This is a genomic window from Neptunomonas antarctica (genome assembly GCF_001305295.1).
Classification (GTDB): domain Bacteria; phylum Pseudomonadota; class Gammaproteobacteria; order Pseudomonadales; family Balneatricaceae; genus Neptunomonas; species Neptunomonas antarctica.
Map to the genome: position 1 here is coordinate 232,948 of NZ_LJSI01000053.1, position 18,689 is coordinate 251,636.

Consider the following 18,689-nt stretch of genomic DNA (forward strand, 5'->3'; position numbering starts at 1 on the left):
CTCTCAAGTTAGATAAAGAGCTCTCAAGTCAGGTAAAAATACCTTTAAACATAAAGAAGAACATGATTGCTAAGAGCGCGCCTGCAGGAAGTGTGATTATCCAGGAGATAAAAATAGTTCCGACCACGCGCAGATTGAGTGCGGCTAAGCCTCGGGCAAGCCCTACACCTAACACAGCGCCAACCAGCGTATGTGTGGTGGAGATAGGCAACCCAGTACCTGACGCGACAACAACTGTTGCGGCGGCCGCTAATGTGGCGGCAAATCCACGGCTGGGTGTCAGTTCAGTAATATTGTTTCCGATGGTAGCAATCACCTTGTGTCCATACATCACCAATCCAGCAACAATCCCTCCGCCACCGAGCAGTAAAATCCATACCGGCATCGCGGTTTTTTGTGCTACTTCACCACCCGAACTAACCACGCCGACCACTGCAGCCAGCGGTCCGACAGCATTTGCAACATCGTTAGAGCCATGTGCAAACGCCATTGCGCAGGCAGTAAACATCATCAGCACGCCAAATACTTTCTCGACACTGGCAAAATGGTAATCTTTATCCGCTGCCGTATCGACTTTGATTTTCTTGAGCATAAAAATGCCCCCGATCATCGTCAGTACCCCGATTCCCACAGAGATAAGTGCACTGTTGCCCCATGATATATGTAAGCCAATATGCTTCAGGCCTTTAGTGAATGTCACCATGGAGATGATAAAGCCGACTAAAAAGATATACATCGGCACGTAGCGCTTAGCATTGACGAACGGATCGGCAGTGTCCAGAATTAAGCGCTGTACGCTCCTGAACAGGAAGAAAGCGATGACGCCCGCCGTTAAAGGCGAAATAACCCAGCTGGCGACAATCATTGTAACCTTGCTCCAGTTGACTGCATCAACAGAGATACCAACAGCGGCGAATCCAACAATCGCGCCAACAATCGTGTGAGTAGTGGAAACCGGCCAGCCAAAATGCGTTGCCACTAATAGCCAGATACCGGCGGCTAGCAACGCTGAGAGCATCCCAAACACCAGTAGTTCAGGTGTTCCTGAGAGCAAAGCAGGATCAATGATGCCTTTACGAATAGTCGCCGTGACCGCGCCCCCCGCGAGGTAGGCACCCGCAAATTCGAAAACGATTGCGATTAAAATGGCTTGCTTCAGTGTGAGTGCTTTGGAGCCAACCGATGTGCCCATCGCATTCGCTACATCATTCGCGCCGACGCCCCAGGCCATAAAGAAGCCAAACACACATGCCAGAATGATGATGATATCGCCGTATTGCGCAATAATTTGCATATCTAAGCCTTAATACTAGGAATTAACGAGCCAGTAGGAGCTGTAAACGGCTCCCTACCTGTTGAGCACGATCAGCCAGATCTCCTATCCAACCGATAATTTGGTATAGAAACATCGCATCGATAGGGTGGAGCTGTTTTTCAATAACAAACAATTGCGAACGAACCTGTCGCCCCAGTTCATCATTGTTATGTTCCAGCTCATCCAGCTCAATCAGCATCCGTTCCACGACTTCTACTTCACGCCCTCTAAAGCCGCTACTGACCAACTCATCAAGTTCATTCATTGATTGCAGGGCTTGCTCGGAGGTGGCTAATGCTGATTGGACAAAATCCAGCATCAGTGTTTGAATCTCAACAGGAATAGGCATTTTTCGGCCGAGCATGATGCCGCAAATATCTTTAGCGTTATTTGCGATCTTGTCTTGCATGCGCAGTAATTCAAGTAAGTCGGTACGGGGTACCGGCAGAAATATACTGTTAGGTAAGTGCTGGCGAACATCCTTTTTCATCGCATCAGCTTCGCCTTCAAGAACAGCAATCTTATGCTGGATCTTGCTGGCTTCTTCCCAATCATCCGCTATAACGGCTTCAAAGAAAGGCAGTAACTGAACGGCACAGGCTTGTGCTTTTGCAATATGTTCTTGCATGGGTTTGAACGGTGAACGAGCAAACATCTGCAGTATCGGGTTATTGGTGACCATGGCCCTCGCCTGTGTAGGTTAATTCGCGGGAATTATACGAGGAGATGTCATAAATTTGTAGTCATAATGAAATATTACTCAAAAATATCACGTTTATCCGTCTTACGGCAGGTTCAGAGCAGACCTATAAAAAGAGGGTTGTCTTTCGCGTTAACTTTTTGACTTTGTGCCCCCCTTTCGGGTTAAGTGTTGATAACTCAGGCAGGAATTATATTGATGGCTACGGAAACTGAAATAAAATTGCGTAGTTGCCCCGCGCAGGCTATTCATAAAATAGCGCCGCTACCCCTTATTTTTACGAGTTAAGTGCGGATAACTCAGGCAGGAATTACATTGATGGCTACGGAAACTGAAATAAAATTGAGTAGTTACCCCCGCGCAGGCTATTCATAAAATAGCGCCGCTACCCCCTATTTTTACGAGTTAAGTGCGGATAACTCAGGCAGGAATTACATTGATGGCTACGGAAACTGAAATAAAATTGAGTAGTTGCCCCCGCGCAGGCTATTCATAAAATAGCGCAGCTACCCCTTGTTTTCACGAGTAAAGAGCTGATAACTCAGGCAGGAATTATATTGATGGCTACGGAAACTGAAATAAAATTGTTAGTCCCCGATCAGGCTATACATAAAATAGCGCAGTTACCTTTCATTTCTACGGGGCGATGTGAAGGGCAAAAGAGATTAATAAACTGGTACTTTGATACGTCTGATTTGCGTTTATCGGCTAATAAAATGGCGCTTAGAATCAGAGAACAAAATGGTGTTTATATTCAAACCTTAAAAACTAAGGGGCAGAGTGTCAATGGTTTACACCAGCGTGGCGAGTGGGAATGGATTATTGATAAGCCGGTACTTGATCTTGCGCGGTTAAAGGAAACAGGTTTGTCTATAGTCGATGATTTTTCTGCTCTGGCGACCCGGCTTCAGGTGATTTTTTCTACTCATTTTGATCGTACCATATGGATGGTTGAATTAGCGGAAACGGCTACGGTAATCGAAGTGGCGCTTGATCAGGGAGAAGTCAGTTATACATCGCCAGAAGGAAGGGCATGGGTAGATAAAATTTGTGAGTTAGAGCTTGAACTGAAATCGGGAAGTGTTGATGCCTTGTTAGCAGTAGCCGTACAGTGCACTAACGCTATTCCTGAATTAACACCTGGTAATATTAGTAAAGCGGAACGCGGCTACTCTTTGTTTGAACAGGCGAAAGTTGCCTCTGCTTAAAAGGTTGTTATGAGATTGTTAAGCGCGCGTTATCTTTTATAAAGAAGGAATTTTTACATGCGTCAACCTGATCTTTCCATTGTGCCTTCATCTTTACATCTGTTACTTAATAAGCAATGGGAGCGCTTAAATACGGCGGTTCCGTTAGTGTTAGACACGTTGGCTGAAGCGTCTATTACCGAATTGACGCGGGTGGTCATCGGTAGTGATTACGTGGTCGATCAACTGGTTAAATTTCCTGAACTGCTGCATAACCTGGTGGCTACCGGGGTGCTTGATCGGGCATATCAGCGCCATGAATATACCGAGCTCTTATTAGTTGTTGAATTAGCAAAGGTCGATTCAGAAGCGTCCATGATGAGATTGCTGCGTCAATTTCGGCAGCAGGAGATGGTCAGGCTGATCTGGCGAGATCTGACGCGTAAAGCTAGCATGCTTGATACCACGCGCGAATTGAGTTGGTTGGCTGATGCCATAATTGAGGGGACGCTGAGTCTGCTTTATGAGCAGGGATGTGAGCGTTGGGGTACTCCCTATGGACCAGCGGATGATGCAGGCGCTCGGGAGGCGCAGCGCATGGTCGTGTTGGGGATGGGCAAGCTGGGTGCCAATGAGCTTAATCTTTCTTCGGATATTGATCTTATCTTTTGTTTTCCTGAAAATGGCGACACCGCAGGCGCGCGCAAGACGCTATCGAATCAGGATTTCTTTATACGTTTAGGGCAAAAATTGATTCAGGCGTTGGATACACTCAATGCCGACGGTTTTGTGTTTCGTGTCGATATGCGGTTACGTCCTTTTGGCTCAGCCAGTCCTTTGGCCTGCAGTTTTGCTGCCATGGAACATTATTATCAGGATCAGGGGCGTGACTGGGAACGTTACGCGATGATTAAGGCGCGCGTAGTGGCTGGCGATAAAGAGCAGGGCAGTGAGCTGTTAACGTTGCTGAGACCTTTTGTCTATCGAAAATATATCGATTTCAGCGCTTTTGAATCACTGCGTGAAATGAAACAGATGATTAATAGGGAAGTGCGCAGAAAAGGGCTGGAGTATAACGTTAAGCTGGGGTCTGGCGGAATCAGGGAAGTTGAGTTTATTGCGCAGGCATTCCAATTAATCCGTGGAGGAAGAGACAGCCGTTTACAGCAACGTGAGCTGCGAAACATTCTACCTTTATTGCCAGAGTTGGTCGGTATGCCAGAACAGGCAGTTGATGAATTAATGGCCGCCTATACTTTTTTGCGTAATGCCGAACATGCAATTCAGGCTGTTGCCGACAAACAGACACAGGAGCTACCGAAAGATGATCTCGGGCAGGCGAGATTAGCCTTCAGTATGGGATTTGATCAGTGGGATACCTTTATAAACGTGTTAGCACAGCACCGGGCTGCGGTGAGTCAGCACTTTGCTGATGTGATTGCGCCGGCACAAGAGCAATCAGAAGCAGAATCATTGCAGCAAACCGAATGGTTGGCGCTCTGGAATGGGCAGTTGTCAGAAGAAGATGCGCTGGATGTTATTACTGACAGTGGCTTTGATGATCCCCTCAGAGCGCTCAAACTACTGAGTGATTTAAAACAATCAAGAACGGTTCAGGTATTGCAACACAAGGGTGTGGAGCGTCTGAAAATTGTGTTGCCCATTCTGTTGGAAATGATTGCTCAGGTTGATAATGCTACGCAAACGCTGGCGCGCGTATTGTTACTGATTCAAGCCATATTGCGCAGATCAGCCTATCTGGTGTTGTTGGCCGAAAATCCGGCGGCTATGAAGCAGTTAGTTAAATTATGTTCTAGTAGTGGCTGGTTCTCCGATCAATTGGCGAAAAAACCGGTATTGCTGGATGAGTTGATTGATCCACGCTCACTTTACTCTCCGCCTGATAAAGCACAGCTGGGAGCTGAATTACGACAGCAATTGTTGAGAATTCCTGAAGAGGATACTGAGCAGTTAATGGAAGCTCTGCGTTATTTTAAAAGTGCACATCTGTTGCGTGTGGCTGCTTCCGATATCACCGGTGTTTTACCTTTAATGAGGGTAAGTGATTATCTGACCTGGTTGGCTGAAGTTATTCTTGAAAGCGTGCTGGATGTAGCATGGCGCGTGATGGTGGAAAAACACGGTAGTCCAATGAAGCAGGCAGGAGTGCCCTGTGAACTGGACTTTATTGTTATTGGGTATGGCAAGCTAGGTGGGATCGAGCTGTCTTATGGATCGGATCTTGATCTGGTGTTTATCCATGATAGCGACGCTAACCTGTCTACTAATGGTGATAAATCGATTGCCAATTCCGTATTTTTTACGCGCTTAGGTCAACGGATTATCCATATCCTTAACACCTTTACGGCCGGTGGGCAGTTATATGAAGTTGATATGCGACTGCGTCCTTCCGGTAACTCGGGTTTGCTGGTGAGTTCATTAAAAGCCTTTGAAGAGTATCAGCAAAAAGAAGCCTGGACATGGGAGCATCAGGCGCTTGTGCGTACTCGTGTTGTGGCCGGATCTGCGCGTTTGGGCGCAGCATTTGCGCAGGTGCGGGCGTCAATTTTACAACAAACTCGCGAGCAGGATGACCTTAAAAAAGCCGTCGTTGAGATGCGAGAGAAGATGCGTACGCATTTAGGGACGTCAGCGAAAGAAGCTGAAACGAAACATGTTTTTAATCTGAAACAGGATCTGGGTGGTATCGTTGATATTGAATTTTTGGTTCAATATCAGGTGCTGGCTTACGCACATTTATATCCTGAGTTGTATGAGTTCACCGATAATATTCGAATTCTGGATGTGATTGAAAAAGTCCAACTCTTACCAGCAGAGGATGCCGATGCATTACGCGAAGCCTATAAAGCCTACCGTGCTGCCGGGCATCGATTGACGTTGCAGGAGCAATCGAATGTGATCAGTGAAAGCGAAATGACTGAGTGCCGGGCGTTGATCGCACGGATATGGAGTTCGGTAATGGAGTCTTAGCTGGTCATAAAACTGAGGTATAAAAGGCCCGTGATGTGAATGAGCAGTGATACAAAAAAGCCTGGCTGTATTAAGTACAATCTTAATGACAGTCAGGCTTTTGGAAGAACGTAATTTAGCGCAATATTTATACGCGGGTTAACCAGCCATGTGTATCTTCGGTTTTACCCCATTGGATATCATTCAGGGCCTGGCGTAGTTTCAATGTAGTGCTGCCGACACCACCATTCCCTACTTTATATTCATTGCCTTTGTGAATCAGCGTGCCGACCGATGTCAGTACGGCTGCAGTGCCGGATAAGGCAGCTTCACAACCGGGTTTAGCGGCGCGTTCCAATAATTCAGCAACCGTGAGCTGGCGTTCAGATACCGTCATACCCATATCCCGAGCAATAGTCAGAATAGAGTCGCGTGTCACACCATGCAGGAAGCTGTCATCTAACGCTTTAGTAATAATTTCATTACCATCAATCAGTAAAAAGTTGGCGGCGCCCGTTTCTTGAACATCGCCATTCGGGCAAAACAATACCTGATCTGCTTTCACCTCTTGTTTGGCCTGCATGATAGGACGAAGCGCACTGGCGTAGTTGCCACCGCTTTTAGTCATCCCCATATGAGGCGCGCAACGCATGCCGTTTTCTTCAAGCAGTAAGCGTAACGTTGTATCACCACCGGAAAAGTAGTCGCCCACCGGTGAAAGTAAAATATACTGACAGGATGTTTGTGTCGGTGCTGCAGCTTTACCGATGGCAGGTTCAGTGCCAATATGAGTTGGGCGGATATACATAGACCCTGGTGGTTCAGGGACGTCATCAGCAAAACGGGCAACCGCATCCAGAATCATTTTTGCAGTGGCGTCTTTATCGATAGCAGGCATCGTTAATAGGCGGCTACTCTGAGCAAAGCGTTCCAGGTTGCGGTCCATACGAAAAATGTTAATAGAACCATCCGTGTGGCGGAAGGCTTTCAGCCCCTCAAAACAGGTGCTTGAATAGTGCAGCACATGCGCACCCGGGTGAAGCTGGATGCTGTTGCTGGAGACCATCTCAGCAGGGCTCCAATGGGAACCATCAAACCAGGAAATTGCCATTTCAGGCATAAAAACGGTACCGAATGCGGCCATGTAACCTACCTCAAAGAATCAAAAATAATAGTCAGTTGAGCCTATACGTTTACGGAGTATTGACTGAAAGAACACAGACGCTGCTGATTGGCTCAAGATCGAGACGTTAATTGTAATCACCACAGCCGCAAAAGGGAATTGCTACAGCCAGGTAAAAATTTAAACAGTCCTCAGTGGGTGTTTATAGCAGACTCTAGTATTATGGGCAGCATTAAGAGCATGCTTTTAGGGCGATTAATCAATTCAGTGGGAAGTGCGTGTCTGATATTTGTATTGTGAGTGACAGTAAGCCCGGGCATTTTAACCAATCCTTAGGGTTAGTAGAGGCGATACAGCGTATCGATGCCTCGCTAACGTACGACGTCTGCCCCCCTGTATCCTTATTTCAATTAGCGAGGCTAGTCATCGCCCGCCTGTTTTCTTCCTCTGTAAAAACTCACACGTCTGGCGTTAAGGTCTTTGTTGGCGCCGGTCATCAGGTGCATTTTACATTGCTGATTTATGGCTGGTTATCGGGTGCTAAAACGATTGTTTTGATGAAACCCTCTTTGCCTTGTCGTTGGTTTGATCTTTGCCTTATTCCTGAACACGACCAACCGACCGAGAATGCTTATGTGATAGAAACCTGGGGAGCATTGAATCGGATATTACCCAGCGAAAAACAGGCGGCCAGTGGTTTAATTCTGATCGGAGGCCCTTCTAGGCATTTTGATTGGAATGATGCCAATGTGTTAGCGCAGTTAGGTGATGTATTAGCACAAAATCAAAGTATTCAATGGGTATTAACGACCTCGCGCCGTACGCCCGATTCTTTTTTGGTTGGATTATTCGCCGCTGGTTTGTCTGTTGAGGTGGTGCCTTATGAGCAAACCGATAAGGACTGGCTTCCCGATAAACTGGCTAAAGCCGAGCACTGTTGGGTATCTGAAGATAGTGTATCAATGGTGTATGAGGCGCTTACAGCGGGTTGCCGGGTAGGTTTGATTGAGCTGGGGAATATAGGGAATAAGCAGAGTGAAGGGCGTGTGGTCAGAGGGTTGGCGCGTTTGCGTGCCTCTGGCAGAGTGCGTACGTTGAAGCAAGCTCTATTATCCGAAGATAAAAGTGTACCTGCGTTAGCTGAAGCAGATCGTTGTGCACAACAAATTATCAAGAAGGGCTGGCTATGAAAGTTGTTCAGGTACTGCCGGATCTGAATGGCGGTGGTGTAGAGCGTGGCTCGTTGGAAGTCGCCGAGGCGTTGGTGAAAGCCGGACATGAGTCTATCGTTATTTCGGCGGGTGGTAACATGGTAGCCGAGCTGGTAGCCGCCGATAGTCGTCATGTGGCATGGGATTTGGGGAAAAAGTCATTGCTGACCTTTCGGCATATCTGGGCCGTCCGTAAATGGCTGATAAAAGAGCAGCCAGATATTCTCCATTTGCGTTCACGCATGCCTGCCTGGGTTGTCTGGTTGGCATGGCGAGGGTTGCCCGAGCTATCGCGGCCGCATTTAGTCATGACCGTGCATGGGCTTTATTCAGTATCCGCTTACAGCGCGATTATGCTCAAAGGAGAAAAGGTCATCGCCGTATCTGATACGGTAAAAGCCTACATATCGACACAGTATCCTGATACCGATATGTCAAAAGTCGTTAGAATATTCCGTGGTGTTGATCAGGATGATTTTGTCTATGGTTATCAGCCATCCGCTGAATGGACGACAGCCTGGTATCAACAGTATCCTCAGACGCAGGATAAAATAATTCTGACGCTGCCCGGTCGGTTAACGCGTTTGAAAGGGCATCATGATTTTATTGAATTAATTGAACGCCTTAAGCTGGCGGGCTTGAATGTATGTGGTTTAATCGTGGGTGGTGAAGATCCCAAGCGCAAAGCCTATGCGCAGGAATTACTGGCCTGCGTTAACGATAAAGGTCTAGGTGACGCTATTGTTTTTACCAGTGCTCGTTCCGATATCCGGGATATCTATTCCATCAGTAATGCGGTGTTTTCCTTATCGACTAAACCGGAATCGTTTGGCCGTACGGTGCTTGAAGCGCTAAGGATGGGCGTTGCTACAATTGGATATAATCACGGCGGTGTCGGTGAAATATTAAGTGCGATGTTTCCTGCAGGGAAAGTTGTATTGGGAGATGCAGAAGCACTTGATGATGCAGTCAAGCGTGTGATTGCCGATAAGCTGATACCGGCAAAAAGCGCCTGTTTTACGAAACAACAGATGCTGGAAAAAACCCTGTTGGTTTATGCGTCGTTAATTGACACACCTGTTATCTCTAGCCCTAGTAATAAAGAGAGTTAAAAGCCCCATGATTATTTGCGAAGTGATGGCCAGCTATGAAGAAGGCGGACTGGAGAACCATTTTATTGAGTTGTGTAATAATACAGCTACGACTTTGGCCCGGAAATTAGCATAAGTATGACTTGTTATACGTGTCTGAGTTATCATCCCTTTTTCGTATATCTTTAGCGTTAACTACTCCTACATAAATTTTGGGAATTCCGATGAAAATAGCTATTATTAGTGTTGATTTTGCGCCGAATGTCGGTGGAGTCGCAGCACATGTTGTAGAGCTAGGGAAAGCCTTGGTTACGCTTGGTCATGAAGTACACGTGCTGACGCTACCCATCGCAGATAAACAAGAGTCAATTGAAACCTGGCAGGGTATGATAGTTCATCGTCCACGCTTGCCTAAATCTAAGCCGCTATACACTGTTTTTATGAAAATATGGTTGAGAAGATTTTTGAAAAAAAATCCAGTGGATATCATACATGTGCATGGAATGCGCCCGCTTGAAGCGACCAGAGGTCTTAATACCCCAGTGATCTTTACCAACCATACATCAGGTTATCTTCGCCGGTTGGAAAAAGGCCCTAAAGTACATGCAGAGCTGGCTCGGCGACTTGCGCATATTTGTCATGTTTTAGCGCCAAGTGACGAGCTGTGTGAGGCAACGAGGGTTGTTGGATTTACAAAACCTGTTGATTTTATTCCGAATGGTGTTGATGTCGCTCGTTTTACACCTTCACCGATACGCCCCGACCGCCCCGTGACTATCTTGCTGGCAAGAAGGCTGGTCGATAAGAATGGTGTGACCGTTTATGCCGAAGCGGTAAGTGCACTTAAAGGGTTAGATGTACAGCTTATTTTTGCTGGTAATGGCCCCGAACGAGTAAAAGTTGAACGCATTTTAAAATCAAATGGTATGTTTGATAAAAGTACCTTTCTTGGTGATGTATCTAACCAGGATATGCCGGATGTATATCGGTCGGCGGATATATCTGTGCTGCCATCGTTTATGGAAGCCACTAGTATTACTGGCTTGGAGTCTATGGCCTGCGGTCTGCCGCTTATTGGTACCAGAGTGGGAGGTATACCAACCCTGATTACTGAAGGTGAGACAGGGTTGATGGTGCCACCAGGAGATCCTGATGCTCTAGGTGAAGCATTAGTATTCTTGGCTAACAACCCTTTACTACAAAAAGAAATGGGGTTAAAAGCGCGTAAAAAAGCTGAACAACAATTTTCATGGCTACATATAGCAGAAAGAACAGTTGCTGTTTATCAACAGCATATCTAAGGGTAGTAGCAACATGGTTAGTTTTAAATTTTTAAAGAGTGCAGGTTGGGCTCCCTGGTTGCCGTTGTTAGCGGTAATATCACTGCCATTCGGACGTTCCGTGGAACTATTCGTTTTAATTATGGCTGTTATCGGCCTATATGATTTAATAAAAAATCATCAGAATATTCGTCAATCTTTTGGCTTAAAAGCTTTTACCATTGTATTTATCTGTTTTATGGCACCTGCTTTACTATCCCTTCCCGATGCTTTTGATCTTAGGTATTCTTCAACAAGTCTTATAGGGATGATTCGATTTTATTTTTGTGGAGTGTTTATCATTAATCGAATAACAAACTATAACACTCATCTTTGGTTAGCTACCGGGATTGGTTGTGTTTTAGCTTTTTGGGGAGTCGATGCATGGTTGCAGCAATTAGCAGGTCATGATGTGTTTGGTCTGCCACCTTTCTCTTCAGGTCGAATTAGTGGGATTTTTAGTGATAACGCAGAATTAGGCCTCATGATTATTCCTTTTTTGGGTGTGGCTATCGCTGCGTTTAAAGAAAGAATTAATGTCTACGCCTCAGTGATATTAGCTCTGCTGAGTGTGTCCGTTATTTTGATTAGCGGTGATCGCTCTGGATGGGTGTCGCTCTTTGCCATTGCAGTATTTTGGATATTGTTATTTAGACCTAAGAATTTTAAGTTTTCCAGGAATAATTTTTTAATAAGTATCAGTGGGATTGTTTTAATGGCTGTTGCCGTTTTTAATACGCCACAGTTTCAAGCAAGGTTAGATAGATCATTAATCGGACTCAGCGGGAATTATGAATCAGTTAATACCGCCTCCTCATTTCGACTGCCTATTTGGAATACCGCGCTAAGAATGTTTGCTGATAATCCTGTTAATGGTGTCGGTGTCCGGGGATTTCGTTATGCTTATCCTGATTATGCGCTTTCTGATGATATTTTCGTTGATAAAAGTTTACCTAAAGATGAACAGGTCGGTGCTTATCAGGCTCACCAGATTGTTTTAGAATTTTTGGCTGAGATGGGTATTATTGGGCTTATTGGTTTTATGGCTGCGATGTGGGTACTGTTTGTTAAATGGTACCCTATCGTTCGTAGTCAACAATCAGCATTGGCCAGTGGTTATCTTATTTCGCTAATGGCTATCTTCTTTCCAATAAACTCTCATTTATCTTCTTTTTCTTCTAGTTGGGCTCAAGTTATTTGGTTGTTGGTTGCATTATGTGTATCCGCAATGGCGATAGAAAAACGAGATTGCAGCGACAGCTAAATTAACTGTGATGCTTAAATGTCAGGTGCTGCTGATCTTAATGCAGAGTTGTCAGTATCATAGCAAAAAAGTGTTAAGGGTTGTCCAGGAGTCGACTTTAGCTTGAAGAGGTAGTATCAAGATGATTATGAGTATTATTGCTGTTCTGATCGCTGTTGTTTTGTTGTTATGGTTTTTAGGGAATTACAATATCTGGCGTCCGGTCGTTTCTTCAGATCAGCCACGTATCTTGATGTACCATAGTATTGGTGACGGAATATCGGATCTATCTGTCAGTACTGCTAAATTTGATCAACAGCTTAAGTGGTTAAAGGCAAAAGGATATCGGTTTGTTACCGTATCAGAGTTGCTTGAACTTGATTCGACGGTAAAAGTTGTTGCGCTGACTTTCGATGATGGCTTCGAAGACAATTACACAAATATGTTTCCTGTATTGCAGCGATATGCCGCTAAAGCCACGGTCTATCTGGCACCAGATATCAGTGGTATTGATAGATTAACAGTAGAACAAGTGAAAGGCATGCAGGCTTCAGGCCTTTGTGAATTCGGAGCTCATACCCTTAATCATGTTAATCTCAGTCAGCTTGATGATCCTCAGGCGCAGGTAGAGATTATAAAATCAAAACAAAAAGTTGAAAGTATGACGGAAAGCGAATGTCGCTCATTTGCTTATCCATTTGGTCGATATACAGATCGTACTGTTGAGTTAGTTAAAGCGGCGGGTTTTGATTCGGCGGTTACTGTAAAAAAAGGTATTGAGCATATCCAGGACCCTTATAAAATTAAGCGTATATCTGTATTGGGGAAAACAAACATAGTGCAATTTCAGATTGCCATGACACGGGGGCGTTATCGGGTATGAAAGATATCAGTGTTTATCTGGTTGTTATGAATGAAGAGAAAAATATTCGTCGTGTTCTGGACAGCCTGAAAGGGTTTGAGGACATTGTTATTGTTGATAGCGGTAGCCAGGATCGCACGTTAGATATCGCTAAGGAATATACCCAACGCATTTATCATAAGGCCTGGGATGGGATGGCTGCTCAGAAAGAGTACGCCAAATCTTTGTGTCAGCACGACTGGGTGTTGAACCTGGATGCGGATGAGGAGTTAACCTCTGAGTTGGGTGAACAAATCGCACAGTTAATAATACTTGATGATTACAATGGCGCAAGTATTCCCATTAGAGAACATTTCATGGGTGCGCGGATTCATGACAAAACAAAGAAAAACTCTCATATCCGTTTGTTTCGTAAAAGTCAGGGTGCCTATGGCGATGAACGCTTCCATGAAAGTCCGACTGTTCAGGGCGCTATCAAGCAATTGAGCGGCGAAATTAATCATTACGGTGAAGTTTCAGTAGAAGTTAAAGTTGATAAGGTTAATCGTTATTCATCGGGTAAAGCGCTTGATAAATTCGAAAAGGGAAAACGAAGTAGTGTGTTGAAGCTTTTACTTGTTTTTCCGATCATGTTTATTAAATCTTATTTTTTGAAACGAAATTGTCTCAATGGCCGCCGGGGTTTTATATCCAGTATGGTTAACGCGTTTTATGCTTTTTTGAAAGAAGCAAAGTTATATGAAAGAGAAGTAAACGATGATATCTGAGATTAAACAAACGGTTGATTAGGACGCCTGCGATTAAGTTCTTTGTACTTATTAGCACCTTCATATAATGGAATCAGTCGGATTTCAGATTGTGTCTTCCTAGATGTAGAAAGACCTTCACGTTTTATAGACATAATTCTTCCCTTCCGGGTGTGTCTTAAAGCGTCGATGTACCCACATGTATTGAGCTGGGTCTTTACGGATCCCTTTCTCTAACTCCTGATTAATCCTCGTGGCATCGGCGATTTCATCTCCGCTGGGGAAGTCTTTAATCACTGGAAAAATCTCAAGTTCGTAACCTGAATTATCCGCTTTACGATGATGGGTGAACATCAGAATGGGCGAGTTATTTAACTTTACCATGCGAGTGGTGGCGGTAATGGTTGCGGCGGAAACCCCGAAAAAGGGTGCATAAACTGAGTGCTTAGGGCCAAAGTCCTGATCGGGGGCATACCATACCACACGATTTTTGCGTAATGCTCTTAATACTGAGCGCAGACTTTCGCGTTCAATTGCTTTGCCCAGATGCTTTTCCCTGCAGGCTTTAATGATGCTGTCCATAAGTAGGTTGTTATGTTCACGATACATGGCATCCACGTCATAGAAGCGAGATAGTAAACGACCTCCCATGTCTAATGTCGAGAAGTGGGCGCCGAGTAAAATTACACCTTTACCTAATGCGATAGCTTCATCAAGATGTTCTTTTCCTTGCAAGGTCACGGGTAGGTTCAGGCGTTTGTCGCTCGTCCACCAGCTCATGCTGGTTTCGAATAAGCCAATGGCATTGTTACGAAATATGTCCCGCACCAGTTGCCGCTGTTCTTCCTCCGATTTGTCGGGAAAGCAGAGTCTGATATTAACTTGGGTAATATGACGGCGGGATTTAAATAGCCTATGCATCAAGTCGCCAACACGATTGCCCAGTTTAATTTGTACAGGATAGGGCAGTAGACTGATCAGATACAAAATACCCAGACCAACCCAGGTTAACCAGTATTTTGGAGCAAAAAATTGTTTATCAATATGTGTCATTTATGGTCACTAATGCAGAAGCGAGGCTAGATTGTAAGAGGCTTTTGCAGTGGCAGCAAATACTTACAAAAGCAGGTTATAATAAATTCATTTTTCAAGCATGTTTGGGTATTGAATTGAGAGTCAGATGAGTACTAATTTAAAAGATGCTGAAGGCAATAACGCTGATAGACAGAAGCCAGCGCAAGGCATACCAAATCAACCCTCGCAAGGGTGGTCTGTTTACAAGCGACTATTAACCTACGCTAAACCCTACTGGCCGGTGTTTAGTGTCGCCTTTATAGGCTATGCGCTTTACGGTGCTTCTCAGGCTATGTCTGCCAAGTGGCTGGAAAGCGTTGTTGATTCGGTGCAGGAAGGGCGTTTGGATGAGCGCGTTTGGCTGGCCTTGGCGGTGCTCGGTATTTTTGCATTACGTGGGGTTGGTACTTTTTTGGGTAATTTCTGCATCAGTTATGTGGCGCGTTTTGTGGTGCACGGCTTGCGAACGGATCTTTTTGACCGGATGTTACTGTTGCCTGCGCATTATTATCATCACCATTCCTCGGGCGAAATGCTGGCTCAATTGACGTTTAATGTTGAACAGGTAACAGGTGCCGTCACGGATGCCGTTAAAGTATTAATACGCGAAGGGTTAACCGTTATTGGTCTGTTTAGTTATCTTTTTTATCTCAACTGGAAATTGACGCTGATTTTTATTACGGCGGCACCTTTTATCGGCATTGTGGTGAGTATTGCTTCAAAACGTATGCGTCGTTTGGGGCATCGCATCCAGAAGTCTGTGGGCGATATTACAAATTCAGCCTCCGAGTCTATTCAGGGATATCAGGTGGTTCGGGTATATGGCGGTACAGAATTCGAACGTCAGCGTTTCCACGGTGCCAGTGATCTTAATCGTCGTCAGTTTATGAAGCTGGTTGTGGCAGAGTCAATCAACACGCCAGTAGTGCAGTTTTTGGTGGCCATGGCGTTGGCTGCACTTATGTATATGGCGATGGCTCCCTCGGTTATGGGAACGATGAGCACGGGGGCGTTTGTGGCATTCATTACCGCCGCAGGCATGATCACCAAGCCATTACGACTGTTGACTGAGATAAATGTGATGGTACAAAAAGGCATCTCCGCGGCAGAGGCTGTGTTTGCGACCATGGATCAGGACGTTGAAAAAGACCAGGGCGTATTAAAAGTTGATCGTGTCGCCGGACAGTTATTATTTAAACAAGTCGAATTTCTGTATCCCGACACGCGTGAGCCGGTGCTGGTTGATTTTAGTCTTGAAATACCTCAGGGGAAAACCGTTGCGCTGGTGGGTAAGTCGGGTAGTGGTAAGTCGACGGTTGCCGGGCTGATACCACGTTTTAATGATGGCTGGACCGGCCAGATATTATTGGATAATCAGCCGTTAGAGAGTTATCAGCTTGCCTCGTTGCGGGAGCAGATTGCTATCGTGAGTCAGAGTGTGGTGCTGTTTAACGGCAGTATTGCAGAGAATATTGCCTATGGCACTATGGTGTTAGCAACCGATGAACAGATTCAAGCGGCGGCTGAAGCCGCGCATGTAATGGAATTTGTGAGTCGTTTACCCGATGGATTACAGACTCAGGTAGGTGAAAGCGGTGTGTTGTTGTCGGGCGGTCAGCGCCAGCGAATTGCCATCGCACGGGCGATTTTAAAAGATGCACCGATACTGATTATGGATGAAGCGACGTCTGCACTGGATACGGAATCCGAGCGCCATATACAAGATGCTTTAGAAGAGGTGATGAAGGATCGTACAACGCTGGTGATCGCGCATCGCCTCTCGACGATCGAAAAAGCAGATATCATTGTCGTGATGGATAAAGGACGCATTATTGAACAGGGCACGCATAGCGAGTTGCTGCAAAAAGAAGGCGCTTATGCACAGCTCTATAAAATGCAGTTCGGTGAATCGGCGGATGATTAACTGGCGTCGACATCTCTATACACTGCTGTTCTATCTATTGGTGCCTCTGTTATTAATGCGTTTATGGTGGCGTGGACGAAAAGCGTCGGGGTATCGTGAACGCTGGTGGCAGCGTTTTGGTTTTGTTGCTGTTGTCGATGCACCGGATAAGCCAAAACCGCTTTGGATTCATGCGGTTTCAGTAGGCGAAACTATCGCCATTGCTCCGCTGGTTGAGCGACTGTTAGGCGATTATCCAGCGCTTCCTATTATTATCACCAGCATGACGCCAACCGGCGCCGAACGTGTTCAGGCATTATTTGGAGAACGTGTTCTTCATTACTATTGCCCTTATGATCTGCCTGATGTTATTTGTCGTTTTCTTGCCCGCGTGAAGCCTCGTGGCTGTTTGATTGTGGAGACTGAACTTTGGCCGAATATGATTGCAGGATGTCAGCGTGCTGGCGTGCCTGTTATGGTCGCCAATGCAAGGCTATCTGAGCGCTCTGCTAAAGGCTATTTACGCTTGGCCGGGTTAGCAAAACAGATGCTGTCAGGTCTGACATTACTGGTCACGCAGCATCAAAGTGATGCCGATCGTTTTCAGCAATTGGGGATGCCAGCGGATAAAATATTGGTGTCTGGCAGCATCAAATTTGATATTGAGATAGATGCAGCTTCGCAGGCTCAGGGCCGGTTGCTCAGACAGGAATTGGGAAATCGCTTTACGGTCATTCTTGCCAGTAGCCATGAAGATGAAGAAGATCAGCTTTTAGCGACGCTGAGTCCTTTGTGGTCTCACTATCCTGATCTGTTAATTATGATTGTGCCGCGCCATCCCGAGCGTTTTGAGTCGGTTTGTCAGACCTGCTTTGGCTATTCTGCAAACGTGGTACGTCGCTCAGAGATGAGCCGCATCACTCCTGGTAATACGACCCGTATCTATCTGGGTGATACCATGGGCGATCTGATGAAGCTCTATGCTGCCGCTGATGTGGCGGTGATGGGAGGCAGCTTCAGTAACGTCGGTGGGCACAATCCGTTAGAACCAGCCGTGTTAGGTCTGCCCGTTATTATGGGGCCACACTATTTTAATTTCAGTGCTATTAGCGACGCGATGACGCAGGCGGGTGGGATGTTGCTGGTGCCCAACATGGCAGCTGTTGCTGAGCTGTTACCGTCGTTTGTAGAAGTTCCCTCAGCTGTCTGTGAAGCAGGTGCTAAGGCGGCGAGCTATGCCGACTCACAACGTGGCGCGCTTGATCGGCTTTATCAGGAAGTGACCGCGCGCTTGTTGTAAGATAAGTGTGAGAGTGTGGTCTTGGTGTTAGGAAAGAAGATGTCTCATTAAACTTCGAATTTAAGCTCTTCACCTGTCTGCGTGACATAGGCGTGATTCAGCATATCCACCAACGGTGTTTGGTCGCTATCACGTAACCACTGATTGCTGGTTGCATCGTAATCAAAGTGAAAGCCGCCATCCTTGGTTGCCAGCCATAATTGTAAGACAGGTGTCTGGCGCGTGAAGATAATCTGACTGCGGTTCTCACACTTAATAGTCAGCACGCCACCACTGATCAGATAATCGATATCTGACTCCGCATCATCAAGACGTTCTTCAATTTGCTGTAGTGTGCTATCAACACGATCGTGAAATTCGGATTCGGTCATCAATAGGCTCTTTAGTAAAAATAATTCGGTTAGAAAAAATAATTAGGTGATAGTACAGCATATCAGCTTTTGTACGGTACTCATCAGGCTCTTTTCAAGGGTATAATCGGTCAATTATCGACTAAAAAATGAGAACTGTATTGTGAAACTGAGCTGGGTTTGGGTATTGGCAGGGGTGATCATTCTTTCTGGTTGTGGGCAAAAAGGCCCTCTTTACCTGCCTGAAGCGGCAGATCAGACTGAAAATCAGTAAAAATGCATGAAGTTTTGCAAG

Annotated in this window: 16 protein-coding genes; 11 read left to right on the plus strand and 5 right to left on the minus strand. The window is 45.7% G+C overall.

The genetic code is table 11. The features are described 5' to 3' along the window. Positions 1–28 precede the first annotated feature (28 nt). The gene (locus Nant_RS15820; protein ID WP_054342619.1) at positions 29–1,294 is read right to left on the minus strand and encodes an inorganic phosphate transporter; all 1,266 of its coding nucleotides are present in this window, start codon (positions 1,292–1,294) and stop codon (positions 29–31) included. A 22-nt stretch (positions 1,295–1,316) separates the two neighbouring features. Then, on the minus strand, positions 1,317–1,997 hold the full coding sequence (locus Nant_RS15825; RefSeq protein ID WP_054342620.1) for a TIGR00153 family protein: 681 nt from the start codon (positions 1,995–1,997) through the stop codon (positions 1,317–1,319). 578 nt (positions 1,998–2,575) lie between these two features. Here Nant_RS15825 and Nant_RS15830 point away from each other — a divergent pair. Both Nant_RS15830 and glnE read left to right on the plus strand, forming a co-directional pair. Next, the gene (locus Nant_RS15830) at positions 2,576–3,223 is read left to right on the plus strand and encodes a CYTH domain-containing protein (protein ID WP_054342621.1); all 648 of its coding nucleotides are present in this window, start codon (positions 2,576–2,578) and stop codon (positions 3,221–3,223) included. A gap of 57 nt (positions 3,224–3,280) precedes the next feature. Next, the gene (glnE, locus tag Nant_RS15835; RefSeq protein ID WP_054342622.1) at positions 3,281–6,193 is read left to right on the plus strand and encodes a bifunctional [glutamate--ammonia ligase]-adenylyl-L-tyrosine phosphorylase/[glutamate--ammonia-ligase] adenylyltransferase; all 2,913 of its coding nucleotides are present in this window, start codon (positions 3,281–3,283) and stop codon (positions 6,191–6,193) included. A gap of 127 nt (positions 6,194–6,320) precedes the next feature. On the opposite strand, the gene Nant_RS15840 is transcribed toward glnE, so the two are convergent. Beyond that, positions 6,321–7,316, minus strand: coding sequence for a branched-chain amino acid aminotransferase (locus Nant_RS15840; protein WP_054342623.1), 996 nt, complete (start codon positions 7,314–7,316; stop codon positions 6,321–6,323). 257 nt (positions 7,317–7,573) lie between these two features. Between Nant_RS15840 and Nant_RS15845 the strand changes: the two genes are divergently transcribed. The 6 genes from Nant_RS15845 (at position 7,574) to Nant_RS15870 (ending at position 13,788) form a co-directional block, all read left to right on the plus strand. Then, positions 7,574–8,485 (plus strand): mitochondrial fission ELM1 family protein, encoded by a 912-nt coding sequence (locus Nant_RS15845; RefSeq protein WP_054342624.1) that lies wholly within the window; start codon positions 7,574–7,576, stop codon positions 8,483–8,485. Next, positions 8,482–9,618 (plus strand): glycosyltransferase, encoded by a 1,137-nt coding sequence (locus Nant_RS15850; RefSeq protein WP_054342625.1) that lies wholly within the window; start codon positions 8,482–8,484, stop codon positions 9,616–9,618. Before Nant_RS15845 ends, Nant_RS15850 begins: the two co-directional genes overlap by 4 nt. 203 nt (positions 9,619–9,821) lie before the next feature. Further along, positions 9,822–10,898: a glycosyltransferase family 4 protein gene (locus tag Nant_RS15855; protein ID WP_054342626.1), complete on the plus strand. Its 1,077-nt coding sequence runs from the start codon at positions 9,822–9,824 to the stop codon at positions 10,896–10,898. Positions 10,899–10,911: 13 nt separating this feature from the next. Next, the gene (locus Nant_RS15860; protein WP_054342627.1) at positions 10,912–12,180 is read left to right on the plus strand and encodes an O-antigen ligase family protein; all 1,269 of its coding nucleotides are present in this window, start codon (positions 10,912–10,914) and stop codon (positions 12,178–12,180) included. 121 nt (positions 12,181–12,301) lie between these two features. Continuing rightward, complete coding sequence (locus Nant_RS15865) at positions 12,302–13,042, plus strand: polysaccharide deacetylase family protein (RefSeq protein WP_054342628.1); 741 nt, start codon at positions 12,302–12,304, stop codon at positions 13,040–13,042. Next, positions 13,039–13,788, plus strand: a complete 750-nt coding sequence (locus Nant_RS15870) for a glycosyltransferase family 2 protein (protein WP_054342629.1) — start codon at positions 13,039–13,041, stop codon at positions 13,786–13,788. Before Nant_RS15865 ends, Nant_RS15870 begins: the two co-directional genes overlap by 4 nt. 117 nt (positions 13,789–13,905) lie before the next feature. Here Nant_RS15870 and lpxL read toward each other — a convergent pair whose 3' ends face one another. Continuing rightward, positions 13,906–14,820, minus strand: a complete 915-nt coding sequence (lpxL, locus tag Nant_RS15875) for an LpxL/LpxP family Kdo(2)-lipid IV(A) lauroyl/palmitoleoyl acyltransferase (RefSeq protein ID WP_054342630.1) — start codon at positions 14,818–14,820, stop codon at positions 13,906–13,908. Between the two features lie 127 nt (positions 14,821–14,947). Between lpxL and msbA the strand changes: the two genes are divergently transcribed. Together msbA and waaA are read left to right on the plus strand one after the other, a co-directional pair. Then, positions 14,948–16,765, plus strand: a complete 1,818-nt coding sequence (gene msbA / locus Nant_RS15880; RefSeq protein WP_054342631.1) for a lipid A export permease/ATP-binding protein MsbA — start codon at positions 14,948–14,950, stop codon at positions 16,763–16,765. Beyond that, complete coding sequence (waaA, locus tag Nant_RS15885) at positions 16,758–18,044, plus strand: lipid IV(A) 3-deoxy-D-manno-octulosonic acid transferase (RefSeq protein ID WP_054342632.1); 1,287 nt, start codon at positions 16,758–16,760, stop codon at positions 18,042–18,044. Before msbA ends, waaA begins: the two co-directional genes overlap by 8 nt. 47 nt (positions 18,045–18,091) lie before the next feature. Here waaA and cyaY read toward each other — a convergent pair whose 3' ends face one another. Beyond that, on the minus strand, positions 18,092–18,415 hold the full coding sequence (gene cyaY, locus Nant_RS15890; protein WP_054342633.1) for an iron donor protein CyaY: 324 nt from the start codon (positions 18,413–18,415) through the stop codon (positions 18,092–18,094). Between the two features lie 142 nt (positions 18,416–18,557). Here cyaY and lptM point away from each other — a divergent pair, with 142 nt between their 5' ends. Further along, positions 18,558–18,668: an LPS translocon maturation chaperone LptM gene (gene lptM, locus Nant_RS21125; RefSeq protein WP_238377169.1), complete on the plus strand. Its 111-nt coding sequence runs from the start codon at positions 18,558–18,560 to the stop codon at positions 18,666–18,668. Positions 18,669–18,689 lie beyond the last annotated feature (21 nt).

What these genes read in the sequence shown, in the direction of transcription:
- Nant_RS15820 (WP_054342619.1), bottom strand. Translation starts at nt 1,294, where the DNA reads ATGCAAATTATTGCGCAATACGGCGATATCATCATCATTCTGGCATGT.
- Nant_RS15825 (WP_054342620.1), bottom strand. Translation starts at nt 1,997, where the DNA reads ATGGTCACCAATAACCCGATACTGCAGATGTTTGCTCGTTCACCGTTC.
- Nant_RS15830 (WP_054342621.1), top strand. Translation starts at nt 2,576, where the DNA reads ATGGCTACGGAAACTGAAATAAAATTGTTAGTCCCCGATCAGGCTATA.
- glnE (WP_054342622.1), top strand. Translation starts at nt 3,281, where the DNA reads ATGCGTCAACCTGATCTTTCCATTGTGCCTTCATCTTTACATCTGTTA.
- Nant_RS15840 (WP_054342623.1), bottom strand. Translation starts at nt 7,316, where the DNA reads ATGGCCGCATTCGGTACCGTTTTTATGCCTGAAATGGCAATTTCCTGG.
- Nant_RS15850 (WP_054342625.1), top strand. Translation starts at nt 8,482, where the DNA reads ATGAAAGTTGTTCAGGTACTGCCGGATCTGAATGGCGGTGGTGTAGAG.
- Nant_RS15855 (WP_054342626.1), top strand. Translation starts at nt 9,822, where the DNA reads ATGAAAATAGCTATTATTAGTGTTGATTTTGCGCCGAATGTCGGTGGA.
- Nant_RS15860 (WP_054342627.1), top strand. Translation starts at nt 10,912, where the DNA reads ATGGTTAGTTTTAAATTTTTAAAGAGTGCAGGTTGGGCTCCCTGGTTG.
- Nant_RS15865 (WP_054342628.1), top strand. Translation starts at nt 12,302, where the DNA reads ATGATTATGAGTATTATTGCTGTTCTGATCGCTGTTGTTTTGTTGTTA.
- Nant_RS15870 (WP_054342629.1), top strand. Translation starts at nt 13,039, where the DNA reads ATGAAAGATATCAGTGTTTATCTGGTTGTTATGAATGAAGAGAAAAAT.
- lpxL (WP_054342630.1), bottom strand. Translation starts at nt 14,820, where the DNA reads ATGACACATATTGATAAACAATTTTTTGCTCCAAAATACTGGTTAACC.
- msbA (WP_054342631.1), top strand. Translation starts at nt 14,948, where the DNA reads ATGAGTACTAATTTAAAAGATGCTGAAGGCAATAACGCTGATAGACAG.
- waaA (WP_054342632.1), top strand. Translation starts at nt 16,758, where the DNA reads ATGATTAACTGGCGTCGACATCTCTATACACTGCTGTTCTATCTATTG.
- cyaY (WP_054342633.1), bottom strand. Translation starts at nt 18,415, where the DNA reads ATGACCGAATCCGAATTTCACGATCGTGTTGATAGCACACTACAGCAA.